The 17,324-nt window shown below is 72.7% G+C and carries 19 protein-coding genes; 10 read left to right on the forward strand and 9 right to left on the reverse strand.

Annotated elements, in window-relative coordinates:
* Positions 1-126 precede the first annotated feature (126 nt).
* Positions 127-375: a TetR-like C-terminal domain-containing protein gene (locus Sm713_RS41010; RefSeq protein ID WP_249417109.1), complete on the reverse strand. Its 249-nt coding sequence runs from the start codon at positions 373-375 to the stop codon at positions 127-129.
* On the opposite strand from Sm713_RS41010, the gene Sm713_RS41015 reads away from it, so the two are divergent.
* Complete coding sequence (locus Sm713_RS41015) at positions 281-490, forward strand: helix-turn-helix domain-containing protein (protein WP_249417110.1); 210 nt, start codon at positions 281-283, stop codon at positions 488-490. The two genes, Sm713_RS41010 and Sm713_RS41015, sit on opposite strands and share 95 nt — an antisense overlap.
* A 40-nt stretch (positions 491-530) precedes the next feature.
* On the opposite strand, the gene Sm713_RS35165 is transcribed toward Sm713_RS41015, so the two are convergent.
* Entirely contained in the window at positions 531-1,340 is an 810-nt protein-coding gene (locus Sm713_RS35165) for a GNAT family N-acetyltransferase (RefSeq protein WP_249416895.1), read from the reverse strand.
* 260 nt (positions 1,341-1,600) lie between these two features.
* Here Sm713_RS35165 and Sm713_RS41325 point away from each other — a divergent pair, with 260 nt between their 5' ends.
* From Sm713_RS41325 to Sm713_RS35185, 4 genes are all read left to right on the forward strand, one after another.
* Entirely contained in the window at positions 1,601-1,969 is a 369-nt protein-coding gene (locus tag Sm713_RS41325) for an SDR family NAD(P)-dependent oxidoreductase (RefSeq protein ID WP_212913994.1), read from the forward strand.
* Positions 1,906-2,346 (forward strand): SDR family NAD(P)-dependent oxidoreductase, encoded by a 441-nt coding sequence (locus Sm713_RS41330; protein ID WP_212913995.1) that lies wholly within the window; start codon positions 1,906-1,908, stop codon positions 2,344-2,346. Before Sm713_RS41325 ends, Sm713_RS41330 begins: the two co-directional genes overlap by 64 nt.
* Positions 2,347-2,512: 166 nt before the next feature.
* The gene (locus tag Sm713_RS35180) at positions 2,513-3,481 is read left to right on the forward strand and encodes an RNA polymerase sigma factor (protein ID WP_212913996.1); all 969 of its coding nucleotides are present in this window, start codon (positions 2,513-2,515) and stop codon (positions 3,479-3,481) included.
* A gap of 85 nt (positions 3,482-3,566) precedes the next feature.
* Positions 3,567-4,478, forward strand: coding sequence for an alpha/beta fold hydrolase (locus Sm713_RS35185; RefSeq protein WP_249416896.1), 912 nt, complete (start codon positions 3,567-3,569; stop codon positions 4,476-4,478).
* 137 nt (positions 4,479-4,615) lie between these two features.
* Here Sm713_RS35185 and Sm713_RS35190 read toward each other — a convergent pair whose 3' ends face one another.
* Positions 4,616-6,940, reverse strand: coding sequence for a WD40 repeat domain-containing serine/threonine protein kinase (locus Sm713_RS35190; RefSeq protein ID WP_212913998.1), 2,325 nt, complete (start codon positions 6,938-6,940; stop codon positions 4,616-4,618).
* 313 nt (positions 6,941-7,253) lie between these two features.
* Between Sm713_RS35190 and Sm713_RS35195 the strand changes: the two genes are divergently transcribed.
* The gene (locus tag Sm713_RS35195) at positions 7,254-7,682 is read left to right on the forward strand and encodes an HIT family protein (RefSeq protein ID WP_212913999.1); all 429 of its coding nucleotides are present in this window, start codon (positions 7,254-7,256) and stop codon (positions 7,680-7,682) included.
* 236 nt (positions 7,683-7,918) lie between these two features.
* Complete coding sequence (locus Sm713_RS35200) at positions 7,919-8,428, forward strand: nuclear transport factor 2 family protein (RefSeq protein ID WP_212914000.1); 510 nt, start codon at positions 7,919-7,921, stop codon at positions 8,426-8,428.
* Positions 8,429-8,444: 16 nt separating this feature from the next.
* On the opposite strand, the gene Sm713_RS35205 is transcribed toward Sm713_RS35200, so the two are convergent.
* Complete coding sequence (locus Sm713_RS35205) at positions 8,445-9,329, reverse strand: SDR family oxidoreductase (RefSeq protein ID WP_212914001.1); 885 nt, start codon at positions 9,327-9,329, stop codon at positions 8,445-8,447.
* 286 nt (positions 9,330-9,615) lie between these two features.
* Positions 9,616-10,005: a helix-turn-helix domain-containing protein gene (locus tag Sm713_RS35210; protein ID WP_212914002.1), complete on the reverse strand. Its 390-nt coding sequence runs from the start codon at positions 10,003-10,005 to the stop codon at positions 9,616-9,618.
* Positions 10,006-10,239: 234 nt separating this feature from the next.
* Here Sm713_RS35210 and Sm713_RS35215 point away from each other — a divergent pair, with 234 nt between their 5' ends.
* The 3 genes from Sm713_RS35215 (at position 10,240) to Sm713_RS35225 (ending at position 13,224) form a co-directional block, all read left to right on the forward strand.
* Positions 10,240-11,667: an MmgE/PrpD family protein gene (locus Sm713_RS35215; protein ID WP_212914003.1), complete on the forward strand. Its 1,428-nt coding sequence runs from the start codon at positions 10,240-10,242 to the stop codon at positions 11,665-11,667.
* 46 nt (positions 11,668-11,713) lie between these two features.
* Complete coding sequence (locus Sm713_RS35220; RefSeq protein WP_212914004.1) at positions 11,714-12,376, forward strand: TetR/AcrR family transcriptional regulator; 663 nt, start codon at positions 11,714-11,716, stop codon at positions 12,374-12,376.
* Positions 12,377-12,495: 119 nt separating this feature from the next.
* Entirely contained in the window at positions 12,496-13,224 is a 729-nt protein-coding gene (locus Sm713_RS35225) for a GntR family transcriptional regulator (protein WP_212914005.1), read from the forward strand.
* A 51-nt stretch (positions 13,225-13,275) separates the two neighbouring features.
* On the opposite strand, the gene Sm713_RS35230 is transcribed toward Sm713_RS35225, so the two are convergent.
* Genes Sm713_RS35230 through Sm713_RS35245 form a run of 4 tightly spaced genes read right to left on the reverse strand, consistent with a single transcriptional unit; the run spans position 13,276 to position 17,277 of the window.
* Positions 13,276-13,599, reverse strand: coding sequence for an L-rhamnose mutarotase (locus tag Sm713_RS35230; protein WP_212914006.1), 324 nt, complete (start codon positions 13,597-13,599; stop codon positions 13,276-13,278).
* Positions 13,596-15,212 (reverse strand): sugar ABC transporter ATP-binding protein, encoded by a 1,617-nt coding sequence (locus Sm713_RS35235; RefSeq protein WP_212914007.1) that lies wholly within the window; start codon positions 15,210-15,212, stop codon positions 13,596-13,598. Before Sm713_RS35235 ends, Sm713_RS35230 begins: the two co-directional genes overlap by 4 nt.
* Positions 15,209-16,276 carry an ABC transporter permease gene (locus tag Sm713_RS35240; protein ID WP_212914008.1) on the reverse strand — a complete coding sequence of 356 codons (1,068 nt, stop codon included), beginning with the start codon at positions 16,274-16,276 and terminating at the stop codon, positions 15,209-15,211. The genes Sm713_RS35235 and Sm713_RS35240 overlap by 4 nt, the downstream gene beginning before the upstream one ends.
* Positions 16,273-17,277: an ABC transporter permease gene (locus Sm713_RS35245; protein ID WP_212915057.1), complete on the reverse strand. Its 1,005-nt coding sequence runs from the start codon at positions 17,275-17,277 to the stop codon at positions 16,273-16,275. Before Sm713_RS35245 ends, Sm713_RS35240 begins: the two co-directional genes overlap by 4 nt.
* Between the last annotated feature and the right edge of the window lie 47 nt (positions 17,278-17,324).

Here is a 17,324-nt window from a genome sequence, read left to right on the forward strand (position 1 = left end):
TGACAAGAGTGTCCTGGCGTCCCCGCGGGTCGGCAACTCGGGATCGAGGGGCGCCGGCCGTGCCACGGCGAGCCCGGTTCGGTGGGCAGGGGGTGTGCGAGCTCGTGACCACGGCTCTCGGGGCCGTCATGACAGGAACGAGTCCACCAGGTCCTTCGCCCAGGCGGGGTCGGGTGGATCGTTGGCGAAGACGGCCCGGTACAGCAGCGGTCCGAGCAGGGTGTCCGCGGCTCGGCCCACCTCCGGGACCGTCCAGCCGCGGGCCCGCTCGCGGTCGAGGATGGCGCCGAGCTGGGAGTGCCGGTCGGCAAGGCTGGACCTGGCCCGGATGCGGCTCGTCAGCGCGAGGTGGGGTGCGTCGTCGATCGCGGAGATCGCCCACTCCTGCGGGTTCGGCAGCCATGCCTCCTTCGCCACCGCGTTCCGGAAGGAGTTCGGCATGACACCCCGCGACGCCAGGCAGGGCGCGCACCGGCCTGCCGCCCGGTGAACGGACGAGGGCCGAGCCGGGCAGGGCGCGAGGGGCCGCGTCAGGGAGCCGGGACCTCGAAGAGCCCGTACTCGGCCACCTGCTCGAATCCCATGCGCAGGTACACCGGAGTGCCGGACGCGCTGGCCTGGAGCGTGCCGACGCTCAGTCCGCGCGCCCTGCCCGCTTCGAGGGCCGCCGCCGTGAGCGCCGTCCCGATCCCCTGACGCCGCTGGTCCGCGGAAGTGGTCACGACGTAGACGCCGGCCACGCCGTGCGCGTCGAACATGAGGGAGGTGCCCACGACCCGTCCGTCGCGGCGTCCGGCGAGGCGGACGATACTCGCCGAGTCCGGACGCCGCGTCTCGGCGCGAACCACGTCGTCCAGAAGCTCCGGTGCGACGCCGAACGAGAGCATGTACGCCTGCACCCACTCCCTCAGTGCGTCGCTGCCCTCGACCGCCTCGATCTTCAGGTCCGCCGGCCCTTCGGCACAGGCCACCTCGTCGATCCGGACGGCCATGACCGGCATGGCGCCACGCCCGACGGCCCCGTGACCGGCGAGCCGCGCCGCCGTGTCCGGCGCGCTGTCCGGCCCCACCCACCACAGCCACGGGACACCGGCCATCCGGCCGGCGGCCCGGCCGATCGCCTGCTCCGGCCGGTCACCGGCGCGCAGCCGCAGAACCCCGTTGAGCTGGGCGTCGGCGAGGCCGCTGCGGTAGTAGGTCACCTCGCCGTCGGCGCGCTCGGACGCTCCCCAGCCGAGCCAGTAGTCCCGGCAGTTGGCCAGCTGCGGTTCGACGTCCCAGACGTTGTCCACGTTCACGTCCCGGTGCTCTCGGTCCTTGCGGTGTGCAGGGGATGTCAACAGACATGACGTGGGCCGGGGCCCGAAGTTCGACGCGAGCTGCGTGCTCTGTGTCACATGCCTGGACCGCCGGTGGTTCCCAGCCTCGAACCGGCACGTCGCCGCCCGGTCCTCGCCTGATACGGCCGGCGCCGGCGGAACGGGACAGGACGCGGAGTGCGCCCCGGCACCAGGATCACGTGCCGCGGCGAAAGACGCCACGCACACCATTCCCAAGAGTGGGCAGCGCACGGAAACCACCGACGAAAGGCGAGGCAACCATGGTGGGAACGGACCTGGAGGGAAAGGTCGCGCTGGTCACCGGCGGCAGCCGCGGGATCGGGGCGGCCTCGGCCCGGCGGCTTGCCGCCGCGGGTGCCCATGTGGCCCTCACCTACGAGAAGTCGGCCGAGAAGGCGGCGGCGGTGGTCCGGGAGCTGGAGCAGGCGGGAGTGAAAGCGGCGGCCTTCCAGGCGGACCAGGGTGCGCGCGAGGAGGTGGTCCGGATGGTGGGACAGGTCGCCGAGCGCTTCGGCCGGATCGACGTCCTCGTGGACAACGCGGCCGTCTTCCTCGGAGGCGGCCCATGGGGTCGCTGTCCCCCAAGGACTCGGAGCGGCTCTGGGCTGCCAACCTCCACGGTGTCGTGACCACCACCGCACAGGCCGTCCGGCACATGCCGGGCGGCGGCCGGATCATCAGCATCGGTACGATCACGGGGCAGCCCGCGTTCGCGGGGGGCGGCTACGGGGCGACCAAGGCCGCGGTCAGCAGGTACGGCCGATCCTGGGCCCACGAGCTCGCTCCGCGAGGGATCACGGTCAATACCGTGGTGTCGGCCTTCGCGGTGACCGACATGGGTATACCGCAGGACACCGATCTCGGCAGGACCCTGCTGTCCCTCGCGCCCTCCCACCGTTGCGCGGACCCGGAGGAAGTCGCGGCGGCCGTGGGGTTTCTCGCCAGTCCAGAGGCGTCCTACCCGACGGGCGGCGACATCAACATCGACGGAGGCTGGAACGCCTGACGGGTCCGGGCAGGACTGAGATGCCCGGTCCGGTGGGCGTGCCGGCGGGAGGCCGGCCGTGGAACCCGGCGGCGGGAGGGCCGGCCGTGGGACCCTTGAGTTGAAGCGGCCATCCGTGGGGCCCTGCGTGCCGGGGGCGCGGGGCCGGATGTCGGAAAGGGACCCTATGAGGTGGGAGGCAGCCGAGGCCGCGCGCATCGAGGACGCGGCGCTCACGCGCGCCGCCCAGAGCGGTGAGGTCGCCGCCCTGGGGCTGCTACTGGAGCGGCACCGTGCGGGCATGCGCGCCGTGGCGCTGAGCATTCTGGGGCCGGGTCCCGACGCCGACGACGTGATGCAGGAGGCGGCGCTGACCGCACTGCGCAGGATCGGCGACGTCCGCGACCCCGGGGCCGTGGGCGCCTGGCTGCGGATGATCGTGCGCAATGCCGGCCGTTCCCTGCTGCGGGACACCGTCGCCTCCCGGCCGCTGGACGACCTGGACCTGCCTGCCGCGGACGCGGGCCCCGAGCAGTGGCTCGAACGGAACGCGCTGCGGGACTGGATCTGGGAGGCTCTGGAGGAACTGACCCCCGCGCTGCGCATGCCCCTGGTGCTGCGCCACTTCACCACCCGTGTGACCTCCTACGAGCACATAGCCAAGGTCTGCGGGGTCCCCGTCGGCACGGTCCGCAGCCGCCTCAGCCAGGGACGGGCCAAGCTCGCGGCCGTCCTCGCCGCCACGGCCGACGCTTCGCACACCGACGCCGGGCGGCGCGTGCGAGCCAGTCGGAGAGAGGCCCGGGAGACCCTTGCCTCCGCCGAGGCCGGGCACTTCGGGAAGCTGCTCACCGAACGCTGGTCTCCCGACGCCGCTCTCTTCAGGGGGCGCGATCGGGTGGGCGGCCGGGACGTCCTCGTGCGCGGTATGGAGGGCGACATCGAAGCCGGCGTGCGGCAGCGCCTCGTGCACGCCGTCGCGGGAAAGTCGCTGGTCGTGTGGGAGATGGACATCATCAACCCGGCCGAGGCCCCCGACCACTGCCCACCTTCCGTGGCCTGGCTGATGACCCTGGACGACGCCGGCCGGGTGCACCGGCTGCGCCTGTTCCACCCCCGGCCGGTACAGGCCCTCGACCTGCTCCCCGTAATGTGATGGGCGTCACATGGCGGGGATCGAACTCTGCTCCCCGCCCCACGTCCTGTCGGTGTCATCGACACCTTCCGGATACGGAGCACCCGTGAGCATCCCCCTGACCGACCCGCTGACGGCCGGTACGCACGATGTCGAGATCGACGGAGTGACGCAGCGCTACCACGTCCACGGCACGGGACCGGTGTGCATCGCACATGCGGGTGGCCCCGGCATCTTCTGGGAGTACCTGCGCATGCCCGCGCTGGAGCGGCACCTCACCGTCGTCTACCCGGAGCCGATCGGCACGGGTGGCTCCGGCCGCCTGCCCTCCCACCCCCACGGGTACACCCGGCCCCGCTACAGCCACTTCCTCAACGCCCTGATCGAGCACCTGGGCGTCCCCGAGGTGCATCTGCTGGGCCACTCCCACGGGGGTTTCGTGGTGCAGTACCACGCGTTGCACCACCCCGAGAAGATCGCCGGGGTGATCCTCTACGAGAGCGCGCCACTCACCGGCCCCGAACACGGAGCCCAGGCCGTCCGCCTGGTGCAGCAGTTCGCCGAGCGCCACGCCGGCCACCCCGGACTCCCCGGAGTCCTCGCGGCGTTCCAGGCCATGCCCGGCATCTCCGACGACGCGCAGACGACGGCCGTCGCCAAGGGGATACTGCCCGCGTACTTCGCCGACTACTGGGGCCGCGAGGAGGAGCTCGCGCCGTTCCACGCCGCCGTGAGCGCCACCTACATATCGGGGCTGGACGAGGACCGCGCCCCGCACATCATCGACGACCGCGAGTCCCTGGGCTCGCTGACCGTGCCGGCGCTGGTCGTCGTGGGCCGCCACGACGTCATCTGCGGCGTCAGGTGGGCCCGGGAACTGGATCGCCTGATTCCCGGATCGGAACTGCTGATCCTGGAGAACAGCGGGCACTTCGGCCACATCGAGGAACCGGAGGAGTTCGCCGGCGCGGTGACGCGGTTCGTCACCGGCACGGCAGCGGAAACAGCCCGGCGCTAGACGGTGCGCTGCCCGTGCGCCGAGTCGGCCCCGGGCTCGGCACACGGCGGGCGGGTGGCGCCGGATCCTTCGCGAGGGCCTCGGAAGGCCGCGACGCCACGGATGCCGACCCCTCGCCCGTCCGCCCACCCGAACCTCTACTTGGGGGTCCGCCACAGGTGTACCGTGCGGCGCTCGTGGTCGTTGCCCGCGATGAAACGGCCGTCCTGGCTGAAGACCACCTCGTCAGCCACGTCGTTCGAATCCTTCGCACCGCTCATCAGGATGGCGCGTGGCTTGCGGCTGGCCACGTCCCACAGCCACACCCCGGGGGCGACGCTCGCGGCGAGCGTCCTGCCGTCCGGGCTGAACGCCACGTCCTGGATCGGCTCGCCGTACCTGCCGCTGATGGTGGCCTTGAGGCGGTGGTCGGCCACGTCCCACAGCCGCACCCTGCCATCCCGGTGGCTGGTGGCGAGCGTCCCGCCGTCCGGGCTGAACGACATGCCGGTGACCGTGGAGCCGGCGTGGATAGCGGTGTAGGGCGGGTGCGAGTCCTTCACGTGGGTGATGTCCCACAGGACCACGATGTCGTCCCTCTTGCTGGTGTAGTAGACGCTGTCGGGGTCGTCGCCCGCGGCGGCGAGCAGCTTGCCGTCCGGGCTGAGGGCCAGCCCCGTGACCCCGTGTCCCTGGGTGATGTAAGCCCGTTGCCCCTCCTCGCCCTTGGGGCTGTGGACATCCCACAGGTACGCCTCGCCTGCGGGGTCGCCACTGATGATCGTCTTGCCGTCCGGGCTGAACAGCACGCCGTTCACGTCACCGATGCCTCCGAAGTAGCGGATCATCCGCTGCCGGTCCACGTCCCACAGGCCCACCTTGCCGGTCTCGTCGCCGGCGGCGAGCAGTTTCCCGTCCGGGCTGAACGCCACTTGGCGCACCCCGAACTCGTTGCCGACCTCGTCCCGCTGGTTGAGCGAGGCGGTGGGCCTGTGCCCGGCGACGTTCCACAGCCGCAGATCGAACTTGCTGTCGCCTTCCGGGGAGAGGTTGTCGCTTCCGGTGGCGAGGAGCTTGCCGTCCGGGCTGAACGCCGTGCCCTGGGCCTTGTGGAACCTGTCGGCGGTGGTGAGGGAGGCCTCGGGTGCGAACGAGGGATACGGGAGGGCGGGAGTGTCCGGCTTGGACGGGGGGAGGGAGAGGACGATCAGGGTGATGACGAGGGCGATCACGGCGACCCCGGCCACGCCGATCAGCACGGGCTGCCCCCGGGTGGGGCCGGAGGGGGAGTCAGGGCCCGGGGGGTGCGGCAGGGTTCCGGCGCCCTGTGGAGCCGCGGGGTCGCAGGCGGCGGCGGAGGCGGCTCCCGGTGCCGGGTCGTGCGCGGCCGCGGTGCGTGTCGGCGTCCCGGCGTCGGGCGAGCCCGGCGTCGCGGGTGGTTCGGTCCCGGCGGGCGCGGGCACCGATCCCGCCGGCGACGGAGCGGTGAGCGTGCCCGCGCCGGGGGTGCCAGGGGCCGGGGGCCGGCCGGGTGCGGCGGGCCCGGGCTCCGGCGGGGTCATGTCGACGACGGTCGCGGCATGGGTCGTCCCGTTGGCGGAGATCCGGCCACACTGCTCGATGACCTGGGCGGGGGTCGGCCGCCGCTCGGGGTCCTTCTCCAGGCAGCCGGCGGCGACGGTCCGCAGGGGCTCGGGGCAGCCGTCGAGGTCGGGTGCCTGTTCCAGGATGCGGTAGACCACGCTGTGGTCGGTGCCGCCGCCGAAGGCGAGTCGCCCGGTGGCGGCGAACTGCGCGACGACTCCCAGCGCGAACACGTCGCCGGCCTCGGTGACGCTCTGCCCCCTGATGTACTCGGGCGCCATGTAGGCGGGCGTTCCGGTGCGCATCCCCGTGGCGGTCACCGCGGTGACGTCCGCGGCCCGGGCGATCCCGAAGTCGATGACCTTGGGGCCCTCCGCGGTCAGGATGATGTTGGAGGGCTTCAGGTCGCGGTGGATCACGTCGGCCGCGTGGATGGACTGCAACGCCTCGGCCACCCGGGCCACCAGCCCCAGCGCCGCCTCCGCCGGCAACGGCCCGCTCTCGCCCACCGCGTGCTGGAGCGAGGGCCCGGGAACGTAGGCCGTGGCCAGCCAGGGCTCGTCGGCCCGCAGATCCGCGTCGACGACCGGCACGGTGTAGAGGCCCTGGACCCGGCGGGCCGCGGCCACCTCCTGCTCGAAACGCCTGCGGAACGACGCGTCCCCCGCGTACTCGCGGTGCACGACCTTGACCGCCACCGCGCTGCCCGCCGGCGTACGCGCCAGGTAGACGCGGCCCATCCCACCCGCGCCGAGCACGGCCTCCAGCCGGTACGGACCCACCTCGGCGGGATCGGCGGGCCCCAGCCGGCGGTGCGGTGGGGGAGATACGGGCCAGCCCGGCCGCTGCCCCACACCGACGGGCGGAACCGCCGGTCGGCCCTGATCCGGTCCGGACATGCTCCCCGTCACCCCTCGCTGGTCTGCCGACCACATCACTTCCGGTGCCCGGCACCTCCCGGCCGGCGGCCACAACCCATCCCCGGCTCACCACCCCACCCAGGCACTCTCACGTATCAAGACGTGCCGAGCGAGCGACAGCGTAAACGAATCCACCACCCGCGGGCAGGCCCGGCCGTACGGGATAGGTTCGGTGCGAGCAGCACCGACGGCTCGGCGCGGTCGCCGACGCCCGCGCTCCCCTCGCCGTCGCCTCCACGTCGACCACAGCGCCGGCCGCTCCGATCGGCCACCGCACCCGAAGGGCATCCGAGTGAGCACTGTCTTCTCGCGCATCATGGCCGGAGAACTGCCGGGCAGGTTCGTCTGGCAGGACCCCCGGGCGACGGCGTTCCTGTCCATCGCCCCCCTGACACCCGGACACACCCTCGTCGTACCGCGCCAGGAGGTCGACCAGTGGACGCGGGCGGACGGCGACCTGCTCGCCCACTGCGTAGGGGTGGCCCAGTCGATCGGCCGAGGGGTGCAACGGGCCTGGGACGCACCACGGGCCGCCATGCTCGTCGCCGGCTTCGAGGTGCCGCACCTGCACATCCACGTCGCGCCCGTGTGGGGCATGGCCGACATCGACTTCAAGAAGGCCGGTCCCGTGGAGGACGCAGCTCTCGACGAGGCGGCGGACCGGCTGCGCACGTCCCTGCGCGAGCTGGGATTCGGGGACGAGGTACCGGCCGGGGCCTGACACGGCAGCGGACACCTCCCGGTGCCACGACCCGGACCGGGTCCGGGTCGACTCGTCTCACCCGTGCCCCTGCCCGCGTCCGCCGGCCCGAACCGGCGGACGCGGCGGACGCGGGCCCCCTCTCGCGTCCGTCTCTCATCTCGGTATGCGCAGACCACAAGCGCTCTGAGGGCCCGGGACACTTACTTTTTTGTGTGTACTTCCGGTTCTCGCAGCTGCGTCCTACGGTGATCCATATGACGAACAACGCAACTGCCAACATTTCCGGCAAGTCGCTCGAAGAGCGCCTGAAGTACGTCGAGGACCGCATCGAGATCCAGGACGTGGTCGTGCGCTACGGCCTCGGCCAGGACCTCCACCAGGACGGTGACAACGACATCCTTGAGCAGTGGGACGCCGTCTTCGCGCCCGACGCCACCGTCGACTACTCCGTCGCCGGCGACCCCTCTGTGAAGGACCTCGACTACCGTGCCCTGGTCGAGGTCATGAGGGGGTCTGACGGCTCCATGAGCGGGCTGCTGAAGTGGCAGCACTTCGAGGGCTTCTCGGCCGTCGAGATCGACGGCGACACGGCCACCGCCCGCACCCAGCACATGCACACCCACAAGGGCAGCACCGACGGTCAGGGCTGGAACCTCATCGAGACCGGTTTCTTCGTGGACCGGCTCGAACGCCGCCCCGAGGGGTGGCGCATCGCGCACCGCACCCTGGAGATCCTCTGGATGGACACCTTCCCCACCACCTGAACCGGCGCCGCGCCGGTCAACCGGCCTTCCTCGGCGGCGCCCGGTGCTCCGCGGGAGCGCCGGCCGGGCGCCAGGGGAGCACCTGGCCGTGGCGCACGAGCTCGCCGTACTGCCCGGGGTCGACCGGCCGGAACACCAGGTCCAGCAGGGGCACCGCCGCCTCGTCGGGGGTGGCGGCGTCACGCACGTCCCACCACGCCTGCGAGAGGCGGGTGTTCATCATTCCCGGGCACACGGAGGCGATGAGCACACCACGTGCCAGGTCGTCCTGACGGCGCTGCGCGGCCAGGGTACGGACGGCGGCGACCTGGCCGATCTTGGACGGGATGTTGACGAACGCGGGCCATGGGCCTCCGAACGCGCTGCCGTCCTCCACCGCGTCGCGCCAGGCGCCGACCGCCGCGTCCACCTCGTCCAGCGTCGACAGCTCGTCGAACCTGTCGTGCAGGACCGGAGCGAGGTACGACAGCGTGCCGAGCGCGCTCGCGACGACGATCATCCGTCCGCCGTCCCGCAGCCGGGGTCCGAAGGCGCGCAGTACGCGCGTCGTGCCGAAGTTGTTGACCTCGGCGAACGCGCCGACGACGGTGCGCTGGTCGTCCTCCGGCGCGACTCCCATGACGGCGTTGTTGAAGACGATGTCGACCCCGCCGTGCCGCTCGGCGAGCAGGTCCGCGAGGTGCTGGGCGCGCTCGGGCTCCGCCACGTCGAACAGCTCGCCGCGCACGTGTGCCCGGCTGCCGGAGAGCTCGGTGGTGATCTCCTTGAGCCGGGCCTCGTTCCGGCCCGTCGCGTATACGACGTCGCCGGCGTCCAGCCGCTGTGCCAGGCCCTTGACCAGAGCCAGGCCGAGTCCCTGGGTGGCTCCGGTGACCAGTGCGATCCGCGGTGCCTTCGCCATGTCTCCTCCTCGGTGCGTGTCGGCACCCGGCCAGGCCGTGCCGCTCATGTCACCGTAGGATCCGGGCCTCCATGAGGCAAAGGAAAGTTCCGCACACCTGATATGCGTGAACGTCATAGGTCGTCGAGGTGCCCCGGTCCGAGGTGCCCCGGTCCGGGTCCGCTCGCTGCCGGGCCGGGGCCGAGGTCCGCTCGCTGTCGGGGGGCGACGGCTCGGCTGCCGTCCGCTCGGCGTCGGCCTGGCCGCAGCCCACCTGGCGTCGGCCGGGGCTGCCGGCCGCCCGGCGTCAGGCGCCCCGCTGTCCCGAGGGGCCCGTCGGGCAGGTGTTGAGCGCCCAGTCGTGCAGGGCCTCCAGTGCCGGGGTCAGGGCGGCTCCGGCCGGCGTGAGCTCGTACTCGACGTGCGGCGGGACCTTCGGGTAGGCGATCCGCCGCACCACGCCGTCCGCCTCCAGGGCCCGCAACTGCTGGATCAGCATCTTCTGGGTCACCCGCGGGATCGCGCGCTCCAGCTCGGAGAACCGGCGCGGCTGGCGGATCAGGAGGTGGTGGACGATCAGCAGCTTCCAGCGCCCCTCCAGGATGCCCAGAGCGTGCTCGACCCGGTCGATGCTGCAATCCGCCTCCGAGCCGTCGGCGGCACCGTCAGCACTTACTTTTTCACCTGTACTGGCCATAAGGAGATGTTACGCGCCCGGGGTGCGGTAGGGATTCGGCCTGGTCAGCCCCGGGTGTGGCCGGGGAACCCCGCAGCGGGCCCTCGTGAGTGATAGCTCTGCTATCGGTTACGCTGGACGCAATCCTGGACTCCGGCCCACCGCGACCGTCTCCAGTAACTGAGAGAAGGACCATCACTTACAGCCGGTCGCCGTCCATGGCGGCCCCGGCACACCGGCACAGAGGGAACGTCCATGACAGGCACCACCACCGTCTCCGCCGCCGAAGAGGCACCGTCGACCCTCTCGGGGCGCATCGCCGCGTGGGTGTCCGCGCTGCGTTACGAGGACCTTCCGGGCGACGTCGTCGAGCGGACCAGGCTGCTCGTCCTCGACCAGCTCGGCCTGCAACTGCGCGGGGCGACCCTGCCGAACGTGCGGCCCGTGCTGAGCCTCGCCGACGCGCAGCCGGGCAAGGCGGCGGCCACGCTGGCGCACTCCGGTGCGGCCACCACGGTCTCGCAGGCCGTGTGGGTCAACGGCACGCTCGGGCACAGCGCCGAGTACGACGACGCCCACCCGCTCGCCTGGCACACCAACTCCGCCGTCGTCCCCGCCGCGCTCGCGCTCGCCGAGCGCGAGGGCGCCTCCGGACGCGATCTCATCACCGCCGTGGTGGCCGGTATCCAGGTGATGGGTCTGCTCGGCGCCGCCACGCCGAAGATGCTCGGGTTGGGCTGGCACGGCTCCAAGGTGCTCGGCGTCTTCGGCGCCGCGGCCGCCGCCGGCGCCGTTCTCGGCCTGACCCCGGCACAACTGGCCGACGCCTTCGGCATCGCCGGCAGCGACGCGGGCGGCACGATGGAGTACGACAGGAGCGGTGGCGAGGTCAAGCGCCTGCACGCCGGCTCCGCGTCGCGCTCCGGCGTGGAGGCCGCGGAGCTGGCCGGGCTCGGGTTCACCGGCCCGGCGACCCTCTTCGAGGGCCCCCGCGGGCTGCTGCGGCTCTTCGGCGGCGGCGGGGACGCCGCGGCACTGGACGCCGTCTGGGACCGCTGGCTCGTGCGGGACACCATCGTGCGGTTCTACCCGTCGGTGGCCACCAACCACGCCCCGCTGGACGCCATCCGGCACCTGCGCGCGGAGCACGGCATAGCGGCCGGCGACCTCGCGCGGATCCGGGTGGGGCTGGTCGACTTCGCGGTCGGCCACGGTGCCGCCATCACCCGGCCCACCGACGCGATCTCGGCGCAGTTCAGCCTCGCCTTCAGCGTCGGCCTGCAGTTCGTCACCGGCGGCAACGCGCCGGCGGACTACTTCGATGCCGGCCGCAGGGCCGACCCGGAGATCCTTGCCGTCGGCGACCTCGTCGAGCCCTACCCGATGCCGATCCCCGAGGGCGATCCCATCTTCAGCACCAGGGTCGACATCGAGTTGAAGGACGGCACCGCGTACGGCGCCTACCAGGCGGGATTCCGCGGCCACCCCAGCCGCCCGGCCGGCGACGCCGACATCAGGGAGAAGTTCCGGGAGAACGTCGACGGCCTGATCGCCCCCGAGCGCGCCGACGCCCTGGCGGCCGCGGTCGACCGGCTGGAGACCCTGGAGACGGTGGCCCCGCTGACCGGACTGCTCGGCGTGGACGGCCTCCGGGACAATGGAACCGGCCGCCAAGACGCGTAGACCGCGCAGACGACGACGCGTGGACCACGGAGACGAGGAGGACGCCATGCCCCGCCGACCGGCGACGCCGAGGGCCGACGAGGGGCGGCCCGCCGCACGGGAACTGCGCCGGGACGCCGCCGAGAACCGCGCACGGCTGATCGCCGCCGCCGAACGCGTCTTCGCCGAATCGGGTACGGGCGCCGGGCTGGACGACATCGCGCGCGCCGCCGGCGTCGGCCCGGCCACCCTCTACCGCCGGTTCGGCAGCAAGGATGCCCTGGTCCGCGAGGTCCTGGCGGTGTTCTTCGGCCGGCTGATCGAACTCGCCCGCCGCGCCTACGCGGAGCCCGCGGAGACCTGCCTGGACACCTACCTCTACACCGTGGGCTGGGAGCTGGCGGCGAACCGCGGCTTCATGCACGGCATGTGGGGCGATCTCGCGCCGGCGGAACTCGTCCGAGAACTGGAGGACCTCACCGGAGAACTGCTGGCCAAGGCGCAGAGCGGCGGAGACGTCACCGCGGACGTGACGGTCGGGGACGTCGCCGCCACCATCTGGGCCCTGCGCGGCATCGCCCAGACCGCGGGCGAGACCGCACCGGACGGCTGGCGCCGGCACCTCGCCCACGTCCTCGCGGGCTTCCGGGCGCCGATCGAGCACACCGCGGCCGGCCTCACCTCCGAGCAGGTCGCCGCGGCCGTCGCCGGCCAGCGGCGCACCGGGTGACGGGGGGCCCGCGCAGCCCCCGGTCGCCCCTTCGCGGCATGCTGGAGCCGCCCGCCCGGCGGCCTTCACCTGGGTAAACTGCGGGAGACAACGCAGAGCCCGAACGGGAGGGAGCCGGGATGCAGCCGCACAGCACGTCCGCGGCCGGGGTCCCGGGCGACGGCCAGGGCGACGGCGACGAGCGGAGCCTGCCCCGCGCGCGGCAGGCCCTGTCGGACAGCGTGTACGAGAGCATCAAGGCGATGGTCATGGACCACGAGATCGCCCCCGGCGCGCGCGTCGGCATCGAGGCCCTGGCCCGCGCCCTCAAGGTCTCGCCGACCCCCGTCCGGGAGGCGCTGGCCCGGCTGGAGGCCGACGGGCTCGTGGTCAAGCGCCCGCTCTCGGGATACCGGGCCACGGAACTGCTGACCCGTCAGGGCATCGACGAACTCTTCGAGATGCGCCTGCTGCTGGAGCCCAAGGCGGCCGCGCTGGCCGCGCTGAACGCCGTCGAGGCGCAGATGGACGCCATGGAGCGCATCGTCGAGGAGATGCAGGCCCACCCAGGTCCGAACGGCCGGTACGCGTCCTACCGCGACTTCGCCGCTCTCGACCAGCGCTTCCACGACTCGATCGGACAGGCCTCGCACCGGCCGCTCCTCGCGGACGCGGTGGAGCGGCTCCACGCGCACCTGCACCTCTTCCGGCTGAGCAACGTCGAGGGGGCCGGCGGGCCGACCGTCGCGGAGCACGAGCGCATCCTGCGCGCGATCCTGCGCCGCAAGCCCGAGCGTGCGGCGGAGGCGATGGCGGAACACCTCACCCACAGCCTGGAGCGGCAGGTCGAGGACGGCGACGGCTCCTGACGGCCGGTTCCGGCGCCGCAACGGCAGCCGCCCGCCCCAGCCGCCACGCGCCTACTCCATGAGGAACACCTGCTCCGCGGGGGCCCACCACTGGCCGGGCGCCGCCTCCGGTACGGGCGTCTGGCAGGGGTCGGTGACCCTCCACCAGGCCTGCGTGGCCTCGTCCGCTGCCATCAGGGCCAGGTCCGCGTCGAGGTCGTCGCCGTGGTACTCGAAGTAGGCGATCAGCCGGTCGCCGAGCAGGTGGATGGAGTAGTTGGCGATGTGGCAGCGCCGGATCCGGTCGAGCACCGGCTCGGGTACCTCGCGGTGGAGCTCGCGGTAGTGGTCGAGCATGTCCGGACGGGCGCCGATGACCTGCACCACGCGCTTCATTCACGCACCGCCTTCCCGTCGCCGGGGGAGCCTGCCTGGTCGGTTCCGCCGGCTGCATCGGTTCCGTCGGCCTCCTCGATCCCGTTGAGCCCGTCGGCCCGGTCGCCGCGGTCGTGGATCAGCCGGATGACCTTGCCGCTCATGCCAGCGTAGTCATGGTCGTTGGCGAGCTCCCCGCGGACGCGGTGGTCCGCCATCACGACGACCCGGTCCGCGAGGGTGACCATTTCGGCCAGGTCGCTGCTGATCAGCAGGATGGGCAGGCCGCCATGGGCCAGATCCCAGATCAGCTCGTGGAAGGCGTGCTTGGTGCGGACGTCGACGCCCACCGTCGGCTCGTCGACGACGAGCAGCCGCGTGTCCGCGGCGAGCCACTTGGCGAGGCTGACCTTCTGCTGGTTGCCGCCGGAGAGTTCACCCGCGTTCTGTTCGAGCCCGGTGACGCGGACGCCGAGGCGGTCCACGAGGTCCCGCGCGATGCCGCGCTCCTCGCCCGCCGAGACGAACCCCAGCGCCTTCGCCAGCCTCTTCCAGACCGTCACGGTGATGTTGCGGACGATCGGCTGCTCCAGGAAGACGCCTTCCTCCTTGCGGTTCTCGGTGACGTATCCGATGCCGAACTCGTGCAGGGCCTGGCGCGGCGAGGTGATCCGGGCCGGCCGGCCGTCCACCCGTACCTCTCCGCCGGTGATGCGGTCCAGACCGAGCACGGCCTTGACCAGCTCGCTCCGGCCCGCGCCCACCAGCCCGTACAGACCGACGATCTCCCCGGGGCGGACCTCCAGGCTGATGTCGCGGTGCCCGCCGGCAGTGGACACCCCGTCGAGCACGAGCGCGGGCGCGGCGGACCGGTCGACGCTCCGCGGGCGCATCTCGGCGCTCGCGTGTGCGCGGCCCACCATGAGCCCGACGATGTCGTCCTGGGTGTGCTCGGCCAGCGGCGCGGACTCCAGGACCGAGGCGCCGTCGCGCAGCACCGTCACCGTGTCGCAGACCGCGAAGACCTCCTCCAGCTTGTGGCTGACGAAGACCACGCAGGTGCCGCGCGCGGTCAGCCGCCGGATCACCTCGAACAGCCGCTCCGCCTCCCGCGGCGAGAGCGAGGCGGTGGGCTCGTCGAGGAGCAGCACCCGGCTCTCGGTGTGCAGGGCCTTGGCGATCTCCACCAGCTGCTGCTGGGCGACGGACAGTTCACGGACCGGCTGGTCCGGATCGAGGTCGACGCCCAGCTCCGCGAGGCACGCGAGGGCCGGGGCGGTCATGGCCGCGGGATCGATGAGTCCACGGCGCGCCGGAGGGTTCTGCAACGTGATGTTCTCCGCGACCGAGAAGCCGGGGATCACGTTGCGTTCCTGGTGGACGACGCCGATGCCCGTGCGGGCCGCCTCCAGCGGCGAGCGCAGCCGGACCGGCTCGCCGCACCAGGTGAGCGCCCCGCCGTCGGGGGCGTGCACCCCGGTCAGGACCTTGATGAGGGTGGACTTGCCGGCGCCGTTCTCACCGAGGAGCGCGTGCACGGTGCCGGCCGTCAGCCGCAGCCCGACGCCGTCCAGCGCGCGCACACCGGGGAAGACCTTGACCAGGTCGCGGCATTCGAGGAGGACCGTGCTCAACGGGCACCTCCCGCGTCGGCCGCGGCCGGCCGTGCGCCACCCGGCCCCGGTGGGGACGGCCTGCCGCGTGCGCCGCCGGCCCTCTCCACGCGGCTTCGGTGCAGGCGGCCTCCGGCGACCGTACCGAGGACCACCAGGCCGATGAGGAGGTTCACCCAGCTCGGGTCGAGCGAGAACTCCGCCCGGGCGGCGTCGATGAGCCGCGTCACGAAGGCCGCCAGCACGGTCCCGAACACGGCGATGGAGCCGCCGGTCAGCGCGACGCCGCCGATGATGGGCGCGGCGAAGCTCGGCAGCAGCCAGTCGCCGCCGACGCTGCGGTTGACGCCCGGCAGCGACGCGGTGGCCGTCACGGCGGCGACGCCGATCAGCAGCCCGGACAGCGTGTGCGCGGCCACGATCTGCCGGTCGGTGGAGATGCCCGACAACCGCGCGGCCAGCGGGTTGCCGCCCGCGGCGAGGAGCCGCCGCCCCGCGACCGCCCGGTACATGAAGGCCGCCAGCAGGACCGCCACGACGATCGCGGTCACGAACACCAGGGGGATGTCCAGCGGCGCCGCCCTGCCGAGGTCGCGCAACCCGCGGGAGTAGCCGTCGACCGTGCGGGTCCCGACGAGCCGGTACTGCGCTCCGACGAGAACGGTCATCGTCGCGAGGGTCACGATGAATCCGTTGATCCGCGTGGCGACGATGATCACGCCGGTCGCCAGGCCGGTGGCCGTCGCCGCCAGCAGCCCCAGCGGCACGGCGACCGCCGCGGGCACGCCGTGGTCCGCCATCAGGGTCCCCATCAGGCACGCGGTGCAGCCGCCCAGGGCACCGACGGCGAGGTTGAGCTGGCCGACGCAGAGTGCCACCATCTGCGCAAGACCGATGAGGACGGGCGTGGCCAGGTACTGCAGGAAGACGCGTATCGAGGGGCCTTCGAAGAAGGAGCCGGACGACGCCACGCCCAGCGCCAGGGATCCCGCCAGCACGACGCACACCAGCATCGCCGTCGTGGAACGGGAGAACCGGCGCAGCACCGCGCCTGCCCGCGCCAACTCGTCGTGGACCGTGCTCATGTGGAGCGCACCACCTTGCGGTAGGACACCACGGCGCGCACCCGGTCGGCCGACAGGGCCAGCAGCAGGACGCAGCCGAGGTAGATGTTGAGGCTTTCCAGGCCGACGCCGAGCAGGTCGAGGCCCTTGCGGATGACGCCCACCAGACAGGTGCCCAGCAGGGTGCCCAGCACGGACACCACGCCGCCGGTGAGCAGGGTGCCGCCGAGCACCGCGCCGAGGAAGGACGGGAGCATGAAGTCGCCCCCGATGGAGGCGCGGAACGTTCCCGTGCCGGCGGCGGCCATGAACCCGGCGAGCGCGGCGAGCAGGCCCGAGAGCGTGTGCGCGAGGAGCACGCGGCGCCCGGTGGGAACGCCGGACAGCTCCGCGGCGGCCGGGTTGGCGCCGGTGAGCAGCAACTCCCTGCCGATGCGGGTGCAGCCGTAGAGGAACCCGAGGCCGGCCATCGCGAGCACGGTGAACTGCGCGAGCTGCGGTATGGCCGGCGACCCGCAGACGGGGCCCACGCAGATGTCGGCGAGGGAGTACGACCGCAGCTCGTCGATGCCGGGGGGCCGGGAGGTGAAGGCGGCGTCCTCGGTCAGCGTCGAGTACAGCAGGGAGACCACGCCCAGCAGGGTGAAGTCCATCGCGAGCGTGACGACGAAGGAACTCACGCCCGTGCGGGCGATGATCCAGCCGGTCAGCGCGCCGATCGCGGCACCGGCGGCCAGGCACACCACCAGCCCGGCCTGCATCGGCAGGCCGAGCCTGTCGTAGCCGAGACCGGCGAACATCGCCCCGAAGGCGGCCATCCGCCCGACCGCCAGGTTCATGTGCCCCACGGACAGGGCGACCATCTGGGCGAGCGCCACCACGGTCAGCGTGGAGACGTCCCGCAGGAGCGGGAAGAGCACGAGACGCTCGTCGAGGAACGCCGGCCGCAGTACTCCGAACAACGCCGCCAGCGCGATGACCAGCACGAGCAGGCCGAGCCGCTGGTTGACCCAGAACGGCAGCCGGTGCCGGGCTCGGGCGGCAGGCGGCCTCTCGTCCGCGACGGCAC

The sequence above is a fragment of the Streptomyces sp. TS71-3 genome, from assembly GCF_018327685.1.
GTDB lineage: Bacteria > Actinomycetota > Actinomycetes > Streptomycetales > Streptomycetaceae > Streptomyces.